Annotated in this window: 19 protein-coding genes; 12 read left to right on the plus strand and 7 right to left on the minus strand. The window is 28.3% G+C overall.

Going from position 1 to position 20083, the window contains the following annotated elements:
• From dnaA to aldA, 10 genes are all read left to right on the plus strand, one after another.
• The gene (gene dnaA / locus ACNI3D_RS00005; protein ID WP_129100400.1) at positions 1-1314 is read left to right on the plus strand and encodes a chromosomal replication initiator protein DnaA; all 1314 of its coding nucleotides are present in this window, start codon (positions 1-3) and stop codon (positions 1312-1314) included.
• A gap of 160 nt (positions 1315-1474) precedes the next feature.
• Positions 1475-2545 carry a DNA polymerase III subunit beta gene (dnaN, locus tag ACNI3D_RS00010; RefSeq protein WP_419767826.1) on the plus strand — a complete coding sequence of 357 codons (1071 nt, stop codon included), beginning with the start codon at positions 1475-1477 and terminating at the stop codon, positions 2543-2545.
• Between the two features lie 13 nt (positions 2546-2558).
• On the plus strand, positions 2559-4877 hold the full coding sequence (gyrB, locus tag ACNI3D_RS00015; protein ID WP_129100398.1) for a DNA topoisomerase (ATP-hydrolyzing) subunit B: 2319 nt from the start codon (positions 2559-2561) through the stop codon (positions 4875-4877).
• Between the two features lie 183 nt (positions 4878-5060).
• Positions 5061-6248, plus strand: a complete 1188-nt coding sequence (locus tag ACNI3D_RS00020) for a Shedu immune nuclease family protein (RefSeq protein ID WP_419767827.1) — start codon at positions 5061-5063, stop codon at positions 6246-6248.
• Between the two features lie 30 nt (positions 6249-6278).
• Complete coding sequence (locus ACNI3D_RS00025) at positions 6279-6782, plus strand: M48 metallopeptidase family protein (RefSeq protein WP_419767828.1); 504 nt, start codon at positions 6279-6281, stop codon at positions 6780-6782.
• A 110-nt stretch (positions 6783-6892) separates the two neighbouring features.
• Positions 6893-7288 carry a DUF3010 family protein gene (locus ACNI3D_RS00030; RefSeq protein ID WP_419767829.1) on the plus strand — a complete coding sequence of 132 codons (396 nt, stop codon included), beginning with the start codon at positions 6893-6895 and terminating at the stop codon, positions 7286-7288.
• Between the two features lie 310 nt (positions 7289-7598).
• The gene (locus ACNI3D_RS00035; RefSeq protein WP_129100394.1) at positions 7599-8612 is read left to right on the plus strand and encodes a TRAP transporter substrate-binding protein; all 1014 of its coding nucleotides are present in this window, start codon (positions 7599-7601) and stop codon (positions 8610-8612) included.
• Positions 8612-9124 carry a TRAP transporter small permease subunit gene (locus ACNI3D_RS00040; RefSeq protein WP_419767830.1) on the plus strand — a complete coding sequence of 171 codons (513 nt, stop codon included), beginning with the start codon at positions 8612-8614 and terminating at the stop codon, positions 9122-9124. Before ACNI3D_RS00035 ends, ACNI3D_RS00040 begins: the two co-directional genes overlap by 1 nt.
• A complete protein-coding gene (locus ACNI3D_RS00045) occupies positions 9124-10449 on the plus strand; it encodes a TRAP transporter large permease (RefSeq protein WP_419767831.1) in 1326 nt (441 codons plus the stop codon). Before ACNI3D_RS00040 ends, ACNI3D_RS00045 begins: the two co-directional genes overlap by 1 nt.
• Positions 10450-10500: 51 nt before the next feature.
• The gene (gene aldA / locus ACNI3D_RS00050) at positions 10501-11952 is read left to right on the plus strand and encodes an aldehyde dehydrogenase (protein ID WP_419767832.1); all 1452 of its coding nucleotides are present in this window, start codon (positions 10501-10503) and stop codon (positions 11950-11952) included.
• Positions 11953-12111: 159 nt separating this feature from the next.
• Here the strand turns inward: aldA and rhmD are convergent, their stop codons facing one another.
• Entirely contained in the window at positions 12112-13296 is a 1185-nt protein-coding gene (rhmD, locus tag ACNI3D_RS00055) for an L-rhamnonate dehydratase (protein WP_419767833.1), read from the minus strand.
• 14 nt (positions 13297-13310) lie between these two features.
• Entirely contained in the window at positions 13311-14207 is an 897-nt protein-coding gene (locus ACNI3D_RS00060) for a dihydrodipicolinate synthase family protein (protein ID WP_419767834.1), read from the minus strand.
• Positions 14208-14397: 190 nt separating this feature from the next.
• On the opposite strand from ACNI3D_RS00060, the gene ACNI3D_RS00065 reads away from it, so the two are divergent.
• Positions 14398-15171: an IclR family transcriptional regulator gene (locus tag ACNI3D_RS00065; RefSeq protein ID WP_419767835.1), complete on the plus strand. Its 774-nt coding sequence runs from the start codon at positions 14398-14400 to the stop codon at positions 15169-15171.
• Positions 15172-15183: 12 nt separating this feature from the next.
• Here the strand turns inward: ACNI3D_RS00065 and ACNI3D_RS00070 are convergent, their stop codons facing one another.
• The 5 genes from ACNI3D_RS00070 to ACNI3D_RS00090 form a co-directional block, all read right to left on the minus strand.
• The gene (locus ACNI3D_RS00070; RefSeq protein ID WP_419767836.1) at positions 15184-15816 is read right to left on the minus strand and encodes a LysE family translocator; all 633 of its coding nucleotides are present in this window, start codon (positions 15814-15816) and stop codon (positions 15184-15186) included.
• 40 nt (positions 15817-15856) lie between these two features.
• Positions 15857-16666 carry a helix-turn-helix domain-containing protein gene (locus ACNI3D_RS00075; RefSeq protein WP_419767837.1) on the minus strand — a complete coding sequence of 270 codons (810 nt, stop codon included), beginning with the start codon at positions 16664-16666 and terminating at the stop codon, positions 15857-15859.
• A 6-nt stretch (positions 16667-16672) separates the two neighbouring features.
• Positions 16673-17611 carry a TAXI family TRAP transporter solute-binding subunit gene (locus ACNI3D_RS00080; protein ID WP_419767838.1) on the minus strand — a complete coding sequence of 313 codons (939 nt, stop codon included), beginning with the start codon at positions 17609-17611 and terminating at the stop codon, positions 16673-16675.
• A gap of 70 nt (positions 17612-17681) precedes the next feature.
• Positions 17682-18527: a DMT family transporter gene (locus tag ACNI3D_RS00085; protein ID WP_419767839.1), complete on the minus strand. Its 846-nt coding sequence runs from the start codon at positions 18525-18527 to the stop codon at positions 17682-17684.
• Positions 18528-18531: 4 nt separating this feature from the next.
• Complete coding sequence (locus ACNI3D_RS00090) at positions 18532-19560, minus strand: NAD(P)-binding domain-containing protein (protein ID WP_129100384.1); 1029 nt, start codon at positions 19558-19560, stop codon at positions 18532-18534.
• 138 nt (positions 19561-19698) lie between these two features.
• Between ACNI3D_RS00090 and queF the strand changes: the two genes are divergently transcribed.
• Positions 19699-20076 carry a preQ(1) synthase gene (gene queF, locus ACNI3D_RS00095; protein WP_375725111.1) on the plus strand — a complete coding sequence of 126 codons (378 nt, stop codon included), beginning with the start codon at positions 19699-19701 and terminating at the stop codon, positions 20074-20076.
• The last annotated feature ends 7 nt before the right edge of the window (positions 20077-20083 follow it).

The raw sequence follows: 20083 nt of genomic DNA on the forward strand, positions 1-20083 counted from the left end.
ATGACAACAAAAGAGATTTTATCAGTTTTAAAAAATGAAACATCAAAATCAGACTATGACAGATACCTAAAACAACTTATTTACAAAAAAATTTCATCTGACGATAACATAGCTATTTTTGAAGTTCCTAATAAATACATTGCAAACTGGATAAAAAGCAAATATTCAAAAATCATTCAACACTGTATTGAGACAATAGATGGTACTAAGCCAACTGTTGAAATAAAATTAACAGGTGAGAAGAAGACTAAAAAAGAGATACTAAAAGAACAAGTAGGAAAATCAGATGTGGAAAGCACTATATTAAATCCATCATATACTTTTGATTCTTTTGTAGTTGGTTCATCAAATCAAATGGCCTTTAATGCTTCCCTTGCCGTTTCAAAAAAACCAGGTATTCAATACAACCCCTTATTTATCTATGGTGGAACTGGTTTAGGTAAAACTCACTTGCTTCAAGCAATTGGAAACGATGCAATAGAGCATGGTAGAACAATTATTTATGTTACAATTGAACAGTTCATGAATGACTTTACTTTTGCAATTAAAAACAAAAATATGGAACATTTTAGAAGTAAATATAGAAAATGTGATGTCCTACTAATCGATGATATTCAATTTTTAAGTGGAAAAGAACAAACTCAAGAAGAGTTCTTTCACACTTTTAATGAACTTCATAATGCTGAAAAACAAATTGTCATGACTTCAGATAGACTTCCATCTCAAATAGCAGGCCTTGTGGATAGATTAAAATCAAGATTTGAGTGGGGTTTAACAGCTGATGTTCAAATTCCTGGATTAGAGACAAAAATAGCAATTATTGAAAAAAAATCTGAATTAAATGGCATTCATTTAGATAGGGAAATAGTAAATTATATTGCTACAAATCTTGATAACTCTATTAGAGAAATAGAAGGTGTACTAATTAGAATAAATGCAAGTGCAGCCTTACTTAACCAAGAGATTAATTTACCTATGGTACAAAACCTTTTAAAAGAGCAAATTAAAGAAACAAAAGAAAATATAAAACTTCCTGATATAATAACAATCGTTGCAATAGAACTTAATATCAAACCAAGTGATATTAAATCTAAAAAAAGAACAGCAATTGTTGCAAATGCAAGAAGAATAGTGATATATTTAGCAAGAGAATTAACACATAACTCTATGCCAGATATTGCTAAGTTTTTAGGTATGAAAGATCATAGTTCAATTTCTCATAATATTAAAAAAGCAAATGAGTTAATTGAAAAAGATGAAAATTTTAAACTTATAATAGAAAATTTAAAAAATAAAATCATAAATAGAGGATAGTCGTAGAAAAGTTTTAAACCATTATGTGAATAGGTGTGAATATCTTTAATCTTTTAATCACTCTTCCAAGAGTTGATTTTATCGGATTAAACCAAGAGTTTTCATCTATTCACATAGTCTACTACTACCACTAAATAAAATAATAAATAAAGGGGATAACATGAGATTTATCATTGCTAAAAATATCTTTGAAAATATAATCTCTTCAATGCAACCATTTTTAGAAAAAAAAGATTCTAGTTCTATTACTTCACATATATATTTAGAAGTAATAAATTCTAAATTAATATTAAAAGCTACAGATTATGAAATTGGATTAGAATCTTATGTTAATGATATTGAAGAATCAACAGATGGAAAAGGTACAGTTAACGGAAGTAATTTATTAGGTATTATTAAAAGATTAAAAAATGACAAAATTACTGTTGAAACTATAGATAATAATTTAGTTATAAAACAAAGTAGATCAACTTTTAAATTACCAATGTATGATGCTAATGAATATCCTAATTTAATTATGAATACTGAATTAAATATATTAAATATTTCAACTATTAGTTTAGTAAATAGTATTAGAAAAATTACACCAGCTATTGATAACAACAATCCAAAATTTGAATTAAATGGTGCATTAATTGATATTAAAAATTCTAAAATCAATTTTGTAGCAACAGATACAAGAAGACTTGCTATTTCTCATTTACAAAATATTTCAAATAATGAAGCGCAATTTATTATTCCAAAAAAAGCAATTATAGAAATACAAAAACTATTTTTAGATGATGCAAAAATATCTTATGATGATACAAATTTAGTAGTAGAAACTGATAATTCTAAATTTTTTACAAAACTAATTAATGGGAAATTTCCAGATTATGAAAGAATTATTCCAAATACTTTAAAATATAATTTAACTTTACCAAAAGCTGTTTTAATAGATTCTATTAAACTAGTTACATCTTTGTTTTCAAATATCAAAATTACTTTTTCTCCAAATTCTATGGTATTTGAATCTTTAGATGAAGATACAGAATCTAAAACTCAAATTGATATTGATTTAAATATTAGTGAAAATTTTTATTTAGCAGTAAATGCTAAATATTTATTAGATTTTTTAAGCATGTCAAATAATGAAAATGTTGTAGTTGGATTCAATGAATCTAACTTACCATTTTATTTAGAAGATGATAAATTTTTTACAATTGTAATGCCAATTGTGTTAGACAAATAAAAAAGGATAATTAATGAGCCAAGAATATGGTGCTAGCAATATTAAAGTTTTAAAAGGTCTTGAAGCTGTTAGAAAAAGACCAGGTATGTATATTGGTGATACTAACACTAATGGATTACATCATATGGTTTACGAAGTTGTTGATAACTCTATTGATGAAGCAATGGCTGGATATTGTAAAAATATAAAAATTACTATGACAAAAGATCATTGGATCAAAGTTGAAGATGATGGAAGAGGTATTCCAACTGCTATTCATGAAGGTGAAGGAATTTCAGCTGCTACTGTTGTTTTAACTGTACTTCATGCTGGTGGTAAATTTGACAAAGATACGTATAAAGTTTCTGGTGGTCTTCATGGAGTTGGGGTTTCTGTTGTAAATGCCTTATCTAAAGAAGTTAAAATGACTATTTACAGAGAAGGAAAAATTCATTATCAAGAGTTTTCAAAAGGTATTCCAAAAGCTCCTTTAGAAGTTATTGGAGAAAGTCCTAGAAAAACTGGTACTACTATTGAATTTTTAGCTGATGATTCTATTTTTGAAGTAAATACTTATGATTTTGCTGTTTTAGCAAAAAGATTTAGAGAAGTAGCATATTTAAACTCATTTATCTCAATTACTTTAATAAATGAAATAACTAAAAAAACAGAAGTTTATCATTTTGAAGGTGGTATTAAACAGTTTGTTGAAGATATAAATACTGCAACAGCCGTATCAGACGCAGTAGCATTTAATGACAATGTTGATGGAGTAGAAGTTGATATTGCTGTTATGTATAACGATACTTATGTTGAAAAAACTTTATCATTTGTAAATAATATTAGAACAATTGATGGGGGAACTCATGAGGCTGGATTTAAAGCTGGACTTACAAGAAGTATTGTTAAATATTTAAATGAAAATGCAGCAGCTAGAGAAAAAGATACAAAAATCACAGGTGATGATGTAAGAGAAGGTCTTATTGCAATTATTTCTGTAAAAGTTCCAGAACCTCAATTTGAAGGTCAAACAAAAGGTAAACTTGGAAGTTCTTATGTAAAACCTATTTGCCAAAGATTAACATCTGAACAACTAGATAAATACTTTGAAGAAAATCCAGCACAAGCAAAAGCAATTATGGATAAAGCTTTAATGGCAGCACGAGGTAGAGAAGCAGCTAAAAAAGCTAGAGATATGACTAGAAAAAAAGATGCTATGACAGTAGGAACTCTTCCTGGTAAACTAGCAGAATGTCAAAGTAAAGATCCAGCTATTAGAGAATTATATCTAGTAGAAGGGGACTCTGCGGGAGGTTCTGCAAAACAAGGTAGAGATAGGGTTTATCAAGCAATTTTACCACTTAAAGGTAAGATTTTAAATGTAGAAAAATCAAGACTTGATAAGATTTTAAAATCTGATGAAATTAGAAACATGATTACAGCTCTTGGTTGTGGTATTGGTGAAGATTTTGATGAAGAAAAAATCAGATATCATAAAATCATTTTTATGACGGATGCCGATGTTGATGGATCTCACATTCAAACACTGCTTTTAACTTTCTTCTTTAGATTTTTAAGACCAGTTATTGAAAAAGGTTATTTATATATTGCTCAACCACCTCTTTATAGATATAAAAAAGGTAAAAATGAGACATATTTAAAAGATGACAATGCTTTATCTGCTTTTTTAATTGAAAATGGTTTAGAATCATTTGAATTCCAAGGTCTTGGATATAATGATTTAGTGGATTTATTTAAAACAGTTTCTAGATATAGAGGTATGTTACAACAATTAGAAAAAAGATACTCTTTAGCAGAAGTTTTAAAACACTTAATTGAGAATTCAAATTTAGTAAATTTAGATTATCAAGCTTTATATGAAGAAGTAAAAGGATTCCTTGAAGCTAAGGGATATAATATTTTATCAAAAAGATTAACTGATGAAAGTATTCAACTTTTCGTTCAAACAAATGAAGGTCTAGAAGAGTTACTAATAGATGATGAACTTTTTGCCTCACCATATTTTAGTGAAGCTACTTATATTTATAACAAATTAGTAGAAAGAGATTTAACTGTATTTGAAGGAAGAGATTTAGTAGAAATACTTGATGAAATAGAAACTTTAGCTAAAAAAGGTGCATATATCCAAAGATATAAAGGTCTTGGAGAAATGAATCCAGAGCAACTTTGGGAAACAACAATGACACCAGAAGCAAGAAGACTTCTAAGAGTTACTATTGATGATGCAACAATTGCATCTGATACTTTCACACTATTTATGGGTGATGAAGTAGAGCCAAGAAGAAACTATATCGAAGAGCACGCAAAAGACGTAGAACACCTAGACGTTTAGGAATTGATTCTTTTAATCAATTTCTGCGTTGGAGGAGTAATTTTTACTCCTCACGTACTTTAGTACGCTCCTTCCTAAAAATTCCACTCCGCCTTGAACTTAATCAAAATAATAAATTCCTATAGAAAAAAATTTTCTAATATAAATTCTGTTATACTCATTAATTAAATATAGGATAATCATATGATGACACAAGAAGATAAAGAATATATGTATTTTAATAAGCTTGAAAAAAATACTTTAAGTGTAAGTCCTCAATTTAAAAATACTAGCTTTGTTGAGGGTAAAGAATTTATACGATTTAGTAGAGGTGTCTCTATGAAATTCGGTGAAAGTCCTGATCATAAAATGCATAAAAGAGTAGAAACTAAAGATGGAATTGAAATTGATTTAAAAACAACAGATAATAAACAACAAGAAATAAAAGCTTATTTTTATGAAGATACTAGAAATATTAATACTTTAACAATTCAAAGATGGATGACAAAAACTGGAAATGCACATAAAGAATCTATGGTCATTTATGGTGAACAATTAGATTTATTAATAAATTTTGTTAGTGCATTAAAAGGTATACCATTAAATGGAAAAGGAAAAGTTACAATTCCAATAGATATGGCTTTGAATAATATAAGTAATATCACAGATGATACGGTATTAAATTATTTAGAGAAAAATCCAAACTTGATAAATAAAATTGTGAATAGTCAATTAACAGAGAAAGATATTGTTTCTATAGGTTATAGAAAAGAACAACTTAATATTTTTAAATCTATGCTTAATAATGATAACTTAAAAGAATCTGATTGGCAAAATTTTTTTGAAAAAAATACTTGGATTTTTGGTTATGGATTATCGTATATCTTTAATGAAAAGGTTATTGAAGAAAAACTTGAACAATATTCTAGTGGTTTTGATTTTAATACTAATGGAAAAAGAACAGATGCACTATTAAAAACATCAGGATTTATAAAGTCACTTTGTTTTGTTGAAATTAAAACACACAAAACAGATTTATTAAAACAAATGAAAATGTCTTATAGAGGTGATTGTTGGGCTATTTCGGACGAATTAGCAGGAGGTGTTTCTCAAGTTCAGAATACAATATCATCAAATTTAAAAAAATATTATGGGAAAATAGAAATAAAAAATAAAAAAACTGGAAATTTAACGGGAGAAGAAATTTTTAATTTTTTGCCTAGTTCTTTTTTAATTATCGGAAAGTTAGATGAATTTATATCAGAATTTGGAGTTAATGAAGATAAATATCGTTCATTCGAATTATTTAGGAAGAATATTAATTCACCTGAAATAATTACCTTTGATGAACTTTATGAAAGAGCTAAATATATAGTTGAATCAAATATTTAAATAAAGCCAAGATAGCATATAATCTCTAATATGAAAAAACTAAAATACCTCGAACATTATCCTAAAGATATAATTTTGCAAATACAAAAGCTAATAGATAATAAAAAGCTGGATAAGTATTTATTAAATAAATACAAAACTTCACATGATTATAAAAATGATAAAGCACTCTACTCTTATGCTATGGATTTTAAAAATAGTTATTTGAAAAAGTCACTTCCTCTTAGTAAGGTGATTTATGATGGGAAGATAAATGTTATCAATGATGCTTTGGGTTTGCATACTATTATTTCTCGGGTTCAAGGTGGGAAGCTTAAGAGTAAAAATGAGATACGAATAGGAACTTTGTTTAAAAATGTTCCAGAAGAGTTTCTTAGGATGATTGTAGTGCATGAATTAGCTCATTTAAAGGAAAAAGAACACGATAAGGCGTTTTATAGTTTATGTTGCTTTATGGAGCCTAATTATCATCAATATGAATTTGACCTAAGAGTTTATCTTACATATATGGATTTATATGGGAAACTTTATTAATATATAACAATCTGCAATAAAATCAATCCACTTTAAAAATTTATCTTATACTTCTACAAATCATATGATTAATGTCCCTTTTAAATGGGACATTTAAAAGGAATAATAAAATGAATATATGTGGAATAGAACTAAAAGCAAATCAAACAATCTTAGCAGTTCAGATTGATGGCGAATATAAAGATTTAAAAACTAAAAAAATCACTTTGGAAGATGATGAACTCCAAGAGTCTATAAGAAGTTATTGTAATGACTTATTAGTGTTTTTGACCGAAAATGATATTGAACAAGTATATATCAAAAAAAGAGCAAAAAAAGGAAACTTTGCAGGTGGTGCAGTTACTTTCAAAATGGAGAGTTTAATCCAACTAAATCCCAAATGTACAGTTGATTTGGTATCCGCTCAAGCTATGGGAAGTTTTGAGAGAAAAAATAGTATTGAGTACCCAGAAGCACTAAATAAATATCAAGAACAAGCTTATCTTACAATTTTAACTTCTAAATAAAAATAGCTTACAAAAATGTAAGTCAAATAAAGCGGAATTATCAAAAATGTCAAAATTATGTATAATTTTTTTGTAAAATAGTCTATTTTACGTTAAAGTTTTGTTTATCTTTTAAAAAAAATTTTACTTTTTTGCTAAAAGATAGCCTAAAAATCGATATTACTCATTATTTGTACTTATATAAGAACAAGTCCTTATATAAGTATAGTTTAAGCTTTAACATATAATACTTAAGTTTATTAAACAGTAGTTTAAAATAATATAAGAAATTTAAACTCAGTTTTTTAAAGTATATAACAAAGGGGAAAAAATGTTTAAAAAATTAGTAAAGCTATCTTTAGCTATAGCAATGTTTGGTACATTCTTGCAAGGGGCAAGTACATTTACTTTAAAACTACAATCTGCAGATCCATCAGGGTCTATTAATTTTAAGTTACAAGAGAAGTGGGCAAAAACTGTTGCTACAATGACTAATTCTGATATTAATATAGAAGTTTTACCTGTAAATAGTATTGTAAAATATACTGAAACATTAGATGCAATTGGTGCAGGTGTTCTTGATGGAGAAATTTCTTCAATTGCATATTTTTCTGGTAAAGATCCAGCATTTGCTTTAATGGGAAATACTGTTGGTGCATGGAGTGATCCAAATGATTTAATTTTGTTTATGGAATATGGAGGAGGAAATGAATTTATGAATAAATTGATGAATCCTTATGGTGTAACATTTGTTTCTGCTATGACAAATGGTTTAGAATCATTGGTTGCAAAAAAACCAATAAGAAGTGTTGCAGAGTTAAAAGGTTTGAAAATGAGAGCACCTGAGGGTCTTGTTCAAGCAGTATTTAAAGCAGCAGGTGCAGCGCCTGTAAATTTACCATATAGTGAAGTATTTACTTCATTAGATAAAGGGGTTATAGAAGCAGCGGATGCATCTACTTTAGCTGTAAATGCTCAAGCAGGACTTAATAAAATTGCTAAATTTCCTATATTCCCAGGTTTTCATTCTATTCCTTTAATGGATCTTTCTATTAATACTAAAACTTGGAATAAAATGCCAAAAAATTATCAAGAAATAATTAAAGTTTCTTTTAGAGATTATGTGAGACAAATTATTTCTACAATAAAACTTTCTGATAAAGCAGAAGCTGCAAGAGCAACAGAAACTAAAGATTATACTATTGTAACTTGGCCAGAATCAGAAAAAATAAAATTTAGGAGAATTGCACAAGGTGAGTGGGAAAAAATGTCTACACAATCTCCTAATGCAAAAGAAGCTTATGATCTTATTACTAAGTTTTTAAAAGATAATGGAATGATTTAATGGAAAATACTGAGCTGAAATATAATAAACTTGACCGATTAATAATTTTAATCGGTCGAAAGATTTGTATTTTTTATATAGTTTGTTTTATCATTATTTGTTATGAGGTTTTTTCTCGATATGTACTTAATTCACCTACTTCTTGGGTTCAAGAAACAACAACTTTGATTGCAGGTATTTTATTTATTTGGGGAGGATTACACTCTTTAACAATTGATAGACATATAAAAATAACTATTTTATATGATATGCTATCAAAAAAATACAAGTATTATGTTGATATTTTAATCTCAACATTATTGATAATTTGTTTAGTATTTATGAACTATTCAGCTTTTTTACTTTTCAAAAGTTCTTGGTTTAAGCCATGGGGTGCTTTTTATATGGAAACTTCGGGTTCTGCATGGAATCCACCTTTTCCAGCAATATCAAAACTTGTTTTATTTGTGGTTTTAATATTGATGCTTATACAAGTACTTGTTAAATTTATTTCTATACTTAGGAGAAAATAATGTTTGAATTACTTAATATTTCTTCTATGGGAATAGAAGCTGGTAGTTTATTGATGCTAGGAATGATAATTGGATTATTGATTCTTGGATTACCTTTGGCATTTATAACTGCCTTGGTTGCTGGATTCTTTTTGCTTTTTTGGATTGGACCCCAAGCTTCAAGTTTAATATCAACAAGAGTTTATGCCTTTGTTACATCTTATGCCTTTGTGTCCGTGCCCATGTTTGTATTGATGGCCGCCATACTTGATGGGTCAAATATATCAAGGGACTTATTTGCTGCTATGAAATCTTTTAGTGGTAATATAAGAGGAAGTGTTGCTATACAAACTATAGTTCTAGCAGTTTTTTTAGCTGCAATGTCTGGAATTATAGGTGGTGAAACAATTTTATTAGGAATGATTGCTCTGCCTCAAATGTTAAAAATGGGTTATGATAAAAAACTTGCAATTGGGGTTGTTGTATCTGGTGGTGCTTTAGGAACCATGGTTCCTCCATCTATTGTATTGATAATTTTTGGTTTAACAGCAAATGTTTCAATTTCAGATTTGTTTACAGCATCATTTTTACCGGCTTTAATGCTTGCAGGATTTTATATAGCGTATGTATTAATAAGAGGATATTTAAATCCAAGTATGGTGCCTGAATCAGTACAAGAGTATGTTCCTTGGAGCGAGAAGATTAAGTCTTTAAAAAAAGTTATTCTACCATTATTGGTTGCAGCAAGTGTTTTAGGAAGTATTTATATGGGTATAGCATCAGTTACAGAATCTTCTGCTATTGGTGTATTGGGTATTACTCTTTCTGTTTATTTAAGAAAAGAACTTACTTGGAAATTGATGGTTGATAGTGCTTATAAAACGCTAGAAACTTGCGGTACTATTATTTGGATAGGAATAGGTGCTACTTTATTAGTAGGTGTATTTAATCTTATGGGTGGAATTGAGTTTGTTAAAGGTGTAATATTAGCACATGGAAGTGGTTCTCCTATTTATATAATATTTTTAATGATGGTAATTCTATTTTTCTTAGGTATGTTTTTGGATTGGGTTGGAATTGTTTTATTAACAATACCTATTTTTATGCCAATTGTTATTGCCTTAGGTTATGACCCTGTTTGGTTTGGTGTGTTGTTTGCTTTAAATATGCAAATAGCATTTTTATCCCCTCCATTTGGAACGGGTGTATTTATTTTAAAAACTGTTGCTCCGCCAGATGTCTCATTAGGTGATATATTTAAAGCTGTAATACCTTTTATAATGTTACAGGCTTTAGCAATTGTCGTGTTAATTATATTTCCAGAAATTGCATTATGGTGGAAATAAAAATTTTATTTGTAATTATTTGAATATATAAAAGTTAATAAGGAGAAAATTATGTCAGAAAAAAGAGTTTATGAAATGTATATTAATGGAGAGTTTGTTTCTAATAAAGGTGAAACAACTCCCGTAATTAATCCTTCAACAAAAGAGATTATTTCTTATATCCCAAAAGGAAATGCAGAAGATGCAAAAGTTGCTATTGATGCAGCACACAATGCACAAGATTCATGGGGAAAATTACCAGCAGTAGAGCGTGGTAATTACCTAAGAAAAATTGCACAAAAAATTAGAGAAAATAGTGATATGCTTGCAAAAACTATCACTGAAGAACAAGGAAAAGTATTAGGTTTAGCAGAAGTTGAAGTTAATTTCACTGCTGATTATTTGGATTATATGGCTGAATGGGCGAGAAGATATGAAGGTGAAATAATCCAAAGTGATAGACCAAATGAAAATATCTTTTTATTTAAATTACCAATAGGAGTAGCAACTGGTGTCTTACCTTGGAATTTCCCATTTTTCTTAATTGCAAGAAAATTAGCTCCTGCACTTTTAACAGGTAATACTATTGTTATAAAACCAAGTGGTGAAACTCCAAACAATGCCTTTGAATTTGCAAAATTAGTTGATGAAATAGATCTTCCAAAAGGTGTATTTAACTTAGTTTCTGGATCTGGTTCAACTGTTGGAAATGAACTTGCAGCAAATGAAAAAGTAGGAATCGTAAGTTTTACAGGAAGTGTGCCTACAGGTGTTAAAATCATGGAAGCAGCTTCTAAAAATGTAACAAAAGTATCTTTAGAATTAGGTGGGAAAGCACCTGCGATTGTTATGGCAGATGCTAATCTTGATATTGCAGTTGAAGCTATCAAAAATTCTAGAGTTACAAATAATGGACAAGTTTGTAATTGTGCTGAAAGAGTTTATGTACATAAAAGTATTGCAAAAGAGTTCAGTGAAAGAATTACAAAATCTATGGCTGCTTTAACTTGTGGTAATCCTTTAACAGAAAAAATTGATATGGGACCACTTATTAATGAAGATGCTATTACTCATGTTCAAAAATTAGTAGATTCAGCAGTTGCAGCAGGAGCTTCTATTACAACTGGTGGTAAAAGATGCGATAGAGATGATGGATATTTTTATGAGCCAACAGTAATAATTGATGTAAAACAAGATATGGATATTATCAAAGAAGAGATTTTTGGACCAGTACTTCCAATCGTAACATTTGATACACTTGATGAAGCTATTGCTTTAGCAAATGATAGTGAGTTTGGATTAACTTCATCAATCTATACACAAAACCTTGATATAGCTATGAGAGCTTGCAAAGAGATAAAATGTGGAGAAACATATATCAATAGAGAAAACTTTGAAGCAATGCAAGGTTTCCACGCTGGATGGAAAAAATCTGGTATTGGTGGAGCTGATGGTAAACATGGTTTAGAAGAATTCTTACAAACTAAAGTTGTATATTTACAATACGATTTAAATAAACAATAATCTATCTATAAAAATAAGTTACCTTTTAAGGTAACTTATTTAAAACTACAAATTCTATAAAAACTATTACAATTAATTATTTCATTTTTATATAAAGTATTTAGATTAATTTTTTTGAAGAGTTATGTGAGATAAGAAATTATCTCACATAGTTAAGAGTTAAGCTTCTTTTTTTACTTCTACTAGATTTTCTCTATTTAAAGTAACACCAAACCCTGGTTTATCAGAAACTTTTAGTCTCCCATTTACTGGAACTGGCTCATCTAATAGTAGTGGATAATATTGTGGTAAAACTTTATCAGCTTTTGGTGCCATCATTAAACATTCTGTAAAAGGTGATGATAGCTTAGTAATAACATAATGGTGGCTATAAACACCACTTCCATGTGGAATAACTAACTTACCTGCTGCTTCTGCGAGATTACCTATTTTGATTAGTTCAGTCATACCACCACACCAACCAACATCTGGTTGTAATATATCTAAATCACACATTTCAATTAACATTTTGAAACCATATTTAGTAGCTTCATGTTCTCCACCTGTGACCATCATAGTATTACCAGCTGCTTTTTTCAAGTCTCTATAAGCCCAATAATCATCAGGGTTAAAACACTCTTCAATCCATTTCATACCTAGTTTTTCAGATTCATGCATAAGTTTTTTTGCGTATGGAAGATCTAGTGACATCCAACAATCCCACATTAGCATAAAATCATCACCAACTGCTTCTCTCATTTTTCTTGCGTATTCTATGTTTTTCTTCAATCCTTCTTCACCATCCGCTGGACCATATACAAGTGGCATTTTTCCACCAATAAATCCCATCTCTTTTGCTAAATCTGGTCTAGGACCTGTGGCATAAAACTCTAATTCATCTCTTACTTTTCCACCAATCATAGAATAAACAGGCTCATTTCTTATTTTTCCTAGTAAATCCCAAAGGGCAAGGTCTACAGCAGAAATAGCATTCATAACAATACCTTTTCTACCATAATAAAGTGTTCCTCTGTACATTTGTTCCCACATCTTTTCGGTGTCTGAGGGATTTTGGCCTACAATAAATCTATCTATATGATTCATCACTAGCCAAGCTGCAGGGTAACCACCAGTTGAGATACCAAAACCTACTTTTCCAGTATTATCTTCAACTTCTACTACAATAGTTTTAAGGGCATTAATTCCAAAGCTTGTTCTTGTTTGTTTATATTCAGGGAAAAGGCTCATAGGAGTTGATATTTGTTTAACAATCCAATGCTCTTCACCTTGATCATGGTAATCAGCCCCTCCACCGCTTACTACATAAGCTCTGATACTTTTAATTGTTCTTTTTGACATTTCCATAATTTACCTTTTAATTATAAGATATTAAGTTTTTGCAAATCACTTTTTAGTTCTTGCTTTTTTTCTTCACTTAAAGAATATGCTGGTAACTTTTCATGTTTATTTTCTTTTAGTACTCTAAAATATACAGCTTGTTTACAAGCTTGTAAAAGAGGTTGGCTATATGTATAAATTTTCATTGCACTATTCATTTTATCAAAGTACTCTTTTGTAAGTTCTTCATTTCCTTCATTAAAATATTTATATGTATTTACAGTAAATTCAGGTGCAAAGTTTACTGTAGCATTGATAAATCCATCAACACCTAGATTTAAAGCATCTATGGCTTGACTTTCAAAAGCACAAAAAACTGAAAAATCTTTTTTCTCATCTTTTATTTTTAACATTTTTTCAATATGTTTTATATTTTCAACAGTCTCTTTTATACCTATTAAATTGTCATTTTTTAAGGCGATTTTTCTAACAATATCATATGTAAAATCAAATCCACTCAATGTTGGGAAATTATAAATTAGTACATTTTTAGATGTTCTATTACATATTTCACCATAATATTTTATAATAGTTTCTTCATCATATACAACAAAATATGGATTGATAACCAATAATGCTTCTACATCTTTATCTTCTAAATAGTTTATAAATTTAAATGCTTTACTTGAATTTGTTTCTCCAACACCTACTATAACTTTTATTCTATTTTTTGTATGTGCTAATATGTTTTCAACCAAAAATTTCTTTTCTTCAAATGAAAGTGAGAAGAATTCCCCTGTTGTACCTAAAATGGCTACCCCATCTACACCTTTTTCAATTAAAAAATCTATGTGTTTTTTTATAGAATCAATATCTATTGTTGAATCTTCATTAAATACAGTTATTAAAGGTGGAAATACCCCTTGAATTTTACCCATAAAACTCTCCTTATTTTTTATATAGTACTTATATAAGTATATGAACTTATATACGTTTAGATAAGTTTAATGTTTTTTTACTGTTTTGTCAAGGCAAATTTATTGGAATTTTTAAATTCTTAGCTTTATATTTTAATATGATATAATATTTTTACTACGCAATTTTTAATAAATTTTATATGGAGAAATATTGAAGGCATTACATTCAACAACTTCTAGAATTATCAATATTCTTGAGTTAATTTCTAATAACAAAGAGGGTTATACCTTAACTGAAGTTTCTAAGCTTTTGGAGATACCAAAGACGAGTTTATCTCCTATATTAAAAACCTTGGCTTATTATAATTATCTAGCTTACAATGAGATAACATTAAAGTACTCTATTTATATTGGAATATTAAGTGTATCCTCTTCTGTAAATAAAAATAATGCAATTGTGAAGTTTATAAAAGAAGAGATGAATAAAATAGTAGCAAGTTGCAATGAGATTTGCCAATTGGGAGTTCTTGATAAGGATGAAGTATTATATGTGGAAAAAGTAAATGCTTCAAATCCCATTCAATTAGCAACTTCAGTGGGTGTACAATTTCCTGCAAACTGTAGTGCACTTGGAAAAGCATTACTTTATAAACACTCATTTAAAGAGTTAAAGAACGTGTTTCCTGGTGAACTTGAAAGAAGAACAGAAAACACTATTACCTCTATTAAAGACTTGTATGAAGATATTATAAAAATAGATCAAAATGGATATGCAACAGAGAGAGAAGAAGGAATGAAAGAAGTTGAGTGTATTGCGGTTCCTATTATCAAAGATAATCTTGTTTTAGCAGCTATTAGTGTATCTATACCTTTATTTAGAAGTTCTCAAAAGAAAAAAGACAAAGTAATTGACTTATTGACTGAAAGTAGAAAAAAAGTAGAAAAGTATATTTCAAATATGAATGTAAAATCTATTTTTGACTAAAGTCTATTTTATTTAAAATAGACTTATCAAAATTGCAAAACCTAATACAAAAAGAATCACTCCTGAAATCTTCTCTATTTTATTTGAGTATTTTTGTATTAGAACTCTATTATTTTTTGAATTGATTAAATATACGATAAAAATATCCCAAAATAAAACTACAAAAAACATCCAAAAGGCATAAATTATCTGAAAATCCAAGGGTATTTTATGCGTGCTTGAAATAGAAAACATAGTGAAATAAAATATTGAATTTTTCGGATTTAATATTGCTGATAAAAATCCTTTTAGAAAGTTTTTTAATAACTCTTTTGTTCTTTTGATATTTTTATCATTTTTAAATAACTCCCTTTGTTTTGAAAATATCAAGTGATAAGATAAGTATAATAAATATAGAGCACCTACTAGTTTTATACTTATAAAAAGTATTTGATTATTTTGAATAAGTAAAATTCCAAAAAGAGCAAATAAAATATAAAGTCCATTTGCAAAAGCAATACCAAAAGCTGTAAGAATACCTGCTGCTTTTCCATTTTTTGAAGAGCTTGAAACTAATATAAAAAAATCAGCACCAGGACTTAGAAGTGCAATAAAGTGTGCAAGCGCTAGGGGAATAAAACCTTGTATAAAAATATCTATATTCATAAACTTCCTTTTTAGAAGTCTATACAAATAAAAAATATTTTTATTGTACGAAGTTGTCCTGATACTCTTTTGGAGTTAAGGCTACGATTTTTAAAAAGTTTCTATGCAAATGGCTTTGATCATAAAAACCACACTCTAAAGCAGTCTCTACTATACTTATGCCTTTTTTTAGTAGTACCTTCGCATACTCAATTTTTAGATTTATAAAATATGAATATACAGATATTCCTAACTCCTTTTTAAAAAGTTTGATAATATAAAATGTAGAAAGATTAAACTTTTTTGATAGTTCATCTAAAGATATATTTTCACTAACATTTTTATTTAGATATTCCATAATATCTTTTACTTTTGTTTTATAACTCTCTTTTGAAGCTATTTTAAAATCACAATGATTTAAGTATAAATTTGAAATAAATTCCAATAATAAAACCTCTTTTTCTAAATAGAGTTCAGAAGAAAAAATCACTTCACATAATTTAATAAAATCTTCATACTCTTTTTTATTTTCAAGAAATTCTTTAGAAAAAGGAACAAAAGAGTTTAAAGCTGGATTTAACTCTTTTTGTATTTTAAACAGCCATTGTTTTTTTATATAAAGCATATAATAACTTGTCTCTTCACTAGTGATATTATTACAAGAGTGAATTATATTTGGATTTACTATTGCTAAACTATTTTTTGCAATTATATATTTATTGTTTTTATTTGTATATTCTCTTTTTCCACTAACTAAAGCACCTATTGATAAATCATCGTGCAAGTGCTCTTTATAGTTTAATTTGGTCTTAGAGTATCTTAGTTCAATATAAGGAATTTTTTCATCTATAAAAAATTGGGTTTTGTTCATTTTAAATTATTTTATCAATCCAATCTCTTTGAAATATTTTTTAGCACCAGTATGTAATGGAGCAGATAATCCTTCTAAAAAAGATTTTTTGGTAATAGGTGTAAGTGCTAGATGGGCTTTTTTAAATTCATTAAAGTTTTCCATAATCTGTTTTACTACGGTATAAACAGCTTTATCGCTCATCGTAGAATTTGCAACTAATACAGCCTTTACAGCAAAAGTTGGTATCTCTTTTGGGTTACCCCTATAAATTCCACCGGGAATATCAGTTTTTGTGAAGTATGGATGCTCTTTAACAAATTTATCAACTTTTGCTCCTATGATAGGGACAATTTTAGTATCTGTAGAGTTTGAGGCATCTTTAATATTAGCTGTTGGATGCCCAACCATATAAAAGTATCCATCAAGTTTATTATCCCTTAGGGCATCTGGCATTGCTGAAGACTTTAGATTTCCAACATAAGATAAATCAGATGTTTTTATATTTAAGGCTTTAAATAGAGCTAATGCAGTGGCTTCATTACCTGATCCTACATTTCCTATATTTATTCTTTTCCCTTTTATATCCATAATGCCATTTATATTTGCATCTCTTCTTGTAACTAAAGTAAATGATTCTGGATAAATAGCAAGTATTGATCTTAATTTAGGAAATTTTTCACCTTTAAACTCCCCTATACCCTTTGATGCTTGATAAACAATATCTGACTGAACAATTGCAAAATCTAGTTCACCACTTTTTATTGCATTTATATTATAAACAGAACCTCCTGTTGATTCAATAGAGCATCTAATATTTGTCTTTTCTTTTATTTTATTTACAAACTTACAGATTGTTCCACCAGTTGGGTAATATGTTCCTGTTACTCCACCTGTACCTATTGTAATAAATTGTGTAGCAAATAAGAAAGTGGCTGAAATTCCCAATAATATAAACTTTTTCATAATGACTCTTTTGATTATTTTTTGCTTTTTATTATACACATAAAAGATACAAAATAAATAAAAAAATAGTTTATTTATCTTTTTTATATATTGATATTAATATTCCAAATAGTATTAAAATTGTAGAAATTATCAAAGTAGAAGTTATTTTTTCATTTAAAAATAATACTCCTAAAAATATAGCAAGGGGAGGAATAAGTAGTTGTAAAATCCCAGAAGTTATAATTTTCATATTTGGAAGTAAGTGGTACCATAAAAGATATCCAATAGAAGAAGTTATGCCTCCTGAAACAAATGCTAAAGTTATCCCATAACTTGAAAGCTTTACATTATGAACAAATAATGCAAAAAATATAATCGCAAAAAAAAGAGATATTGTAAAGTTATCGGTTGTATTTAGTGTAGCATTTGATGATTTCTTTCCAAAGATTGTATAAAGTCCCCACGCAACACCCGATATCATCATCAAAATAGAGTGATAAAGTGATACTTCAAAACCTTCACTTGGATATAATAAGTAAATCAATCCTACAAAAGCTAAACTTATTCCTAAAGCTTTCCTAATATCAATACGCTCCTTTTTTATCAAGGCTGTAATTATAATAGTCAGTTGTACCATTGCAAAAAGTATTAAAGCTCCAAGTCCCGCATCTAAATTTATATAAGCATAAGAAAAACAAATAGCATATAAAAAAAGTAAAAAGGAAGTATGCCAATTTTTATTTAGGCTTAAATTTAGTTTTTTTTCTTTAAAAGACAAAATAACTAATAAAGTCAAAGCTCCAAAAAAAAGCCTAAAAAATGTAAAAGAGTAAGGGTCAATTGAGTTATTTATTAATGCAGCTCTTGCTAAAACTGAGCTTGTTGCAAAGAAAAACAAAGTAAGAGAAACAAGCAAAACAAGTTTTATATTCATCATTTTATTTAAACTCTGGATTATTTTTAAGAAACTCTTCTACTTTGTCTGTATGAGCGTAGATTTTTCCTGTTCTTCTCATATATGAGTTTACTATGTGATAACCATGATTTAATGATGCGGCAATTGACCCTCCTGTATTAAAAGCGATATCTCCTGCAACATACAAAAAAAGTATATTTGTCATGTAGTGTTCATTGTAAATTGGTTTATTTTCACTATCTAATTTTATTCCACAATTTTTTAGAAAATCTATTGGACTAGTTCCTCCAATGGCATATATTATCCTATCAAACAAAGTAAAATATCCATCATCAAAATTAACTTTTATTTTACCCTTTTCATTTTCTAATGAGATAATATTTGTATTTAGTCTAAGTCTTAATTTCTCTTGTCCATTATAGGTTCTTAAAATCTCTTCATTTTCTGGATTTAATCTTGTAAATTGTGCTTTTCTATAAACAAGTGTTACATTATTGTTTTCATCAGCTAATTCATATGCATACTCAGCAGCACTATTCCCACCACCTACTACTAATATTTTCTCCCCTTCACTACAGCCGTCAAGATTAAAATTTACCTTTGCTTTTATAGAAGGGGGAATTCTATAATCTGGCTTATTTGGTTTACCCATTTTACCAATTGCAACTACGACAGCTTTTGATTTGAAACTTTGACTTCCTGTACTAATTAAAAACTCATCTTCTTTTTCATTTTTAATTATTGATTCAACTTCTGTATTAAATAAAGTATCAATCTTATCAAGGTCAAGAAGTTTGTCAAAAAAATCCAAGGTTGACTCTTTAGTTCCATCCATAAAGGGAATATTCCCTTCTATTTGCACACTTTTACCTTTCCAATCTTTATCAACTCTTTTATTTTCTTTATAGAATTTTCTAATAGTACTTGAGTGATTATCAGCTTTATCTATAAGTATGATATTTTGGATACCATGAACTGCAGCTTCAAGTGCTGTAGCAATTCCCCCTGGTCCTCCACCAATAATAGCTATGTCATAATTATCTGTTTTCATAATAAAGCTCCATAAAATAAGTTTTTCTAATAATATAATAGCATGAAATGATAGTAGTATAACATTTGTAAGAATATTTTTGATAAAATCATGTACTTATATTATTTAAATAAATTTTTAAACAAAAGGCAAGAAACAATGAAATATGGTGAAAAAGAGATAGTAGAATTTGATATTAACAAAGAAGAGAATTTTTGGCCAAACAAAAATGATAAAAATTATGTAATAAATATAGAATTACCAGAATTCATGGCAAAATGTCCAAGAAGTGGTTATCCTGATTTTGCAACAATATTTATACATTATACACCTAATAAAAAAGTTATAGAATTAAAGGCTTTAAAATTATATATAAATTCATTTATGCTTAGGGAAGTTTCTCATGAAAATGGAGCAAATGAGATTTTTGATACTTTAATGGAGAAATTGGAGCCTAAATGGTTAAAAGTTATTGCTGATTTCAAACCTCGTGGAAATGTTCATACGGTTATTGAAATAGACTCAGATAAACTATAGGTTGTAA

The organism is Arcobacter siniprincipis (SeqCode) (genome assembly GCF_048571125.1).
GTDB lineage: Bacteria > Campylobacterota > Campylobacteria > Campylobacterales > Arcobacteraceae > Arcobacter > Arcobacter siniprincipis.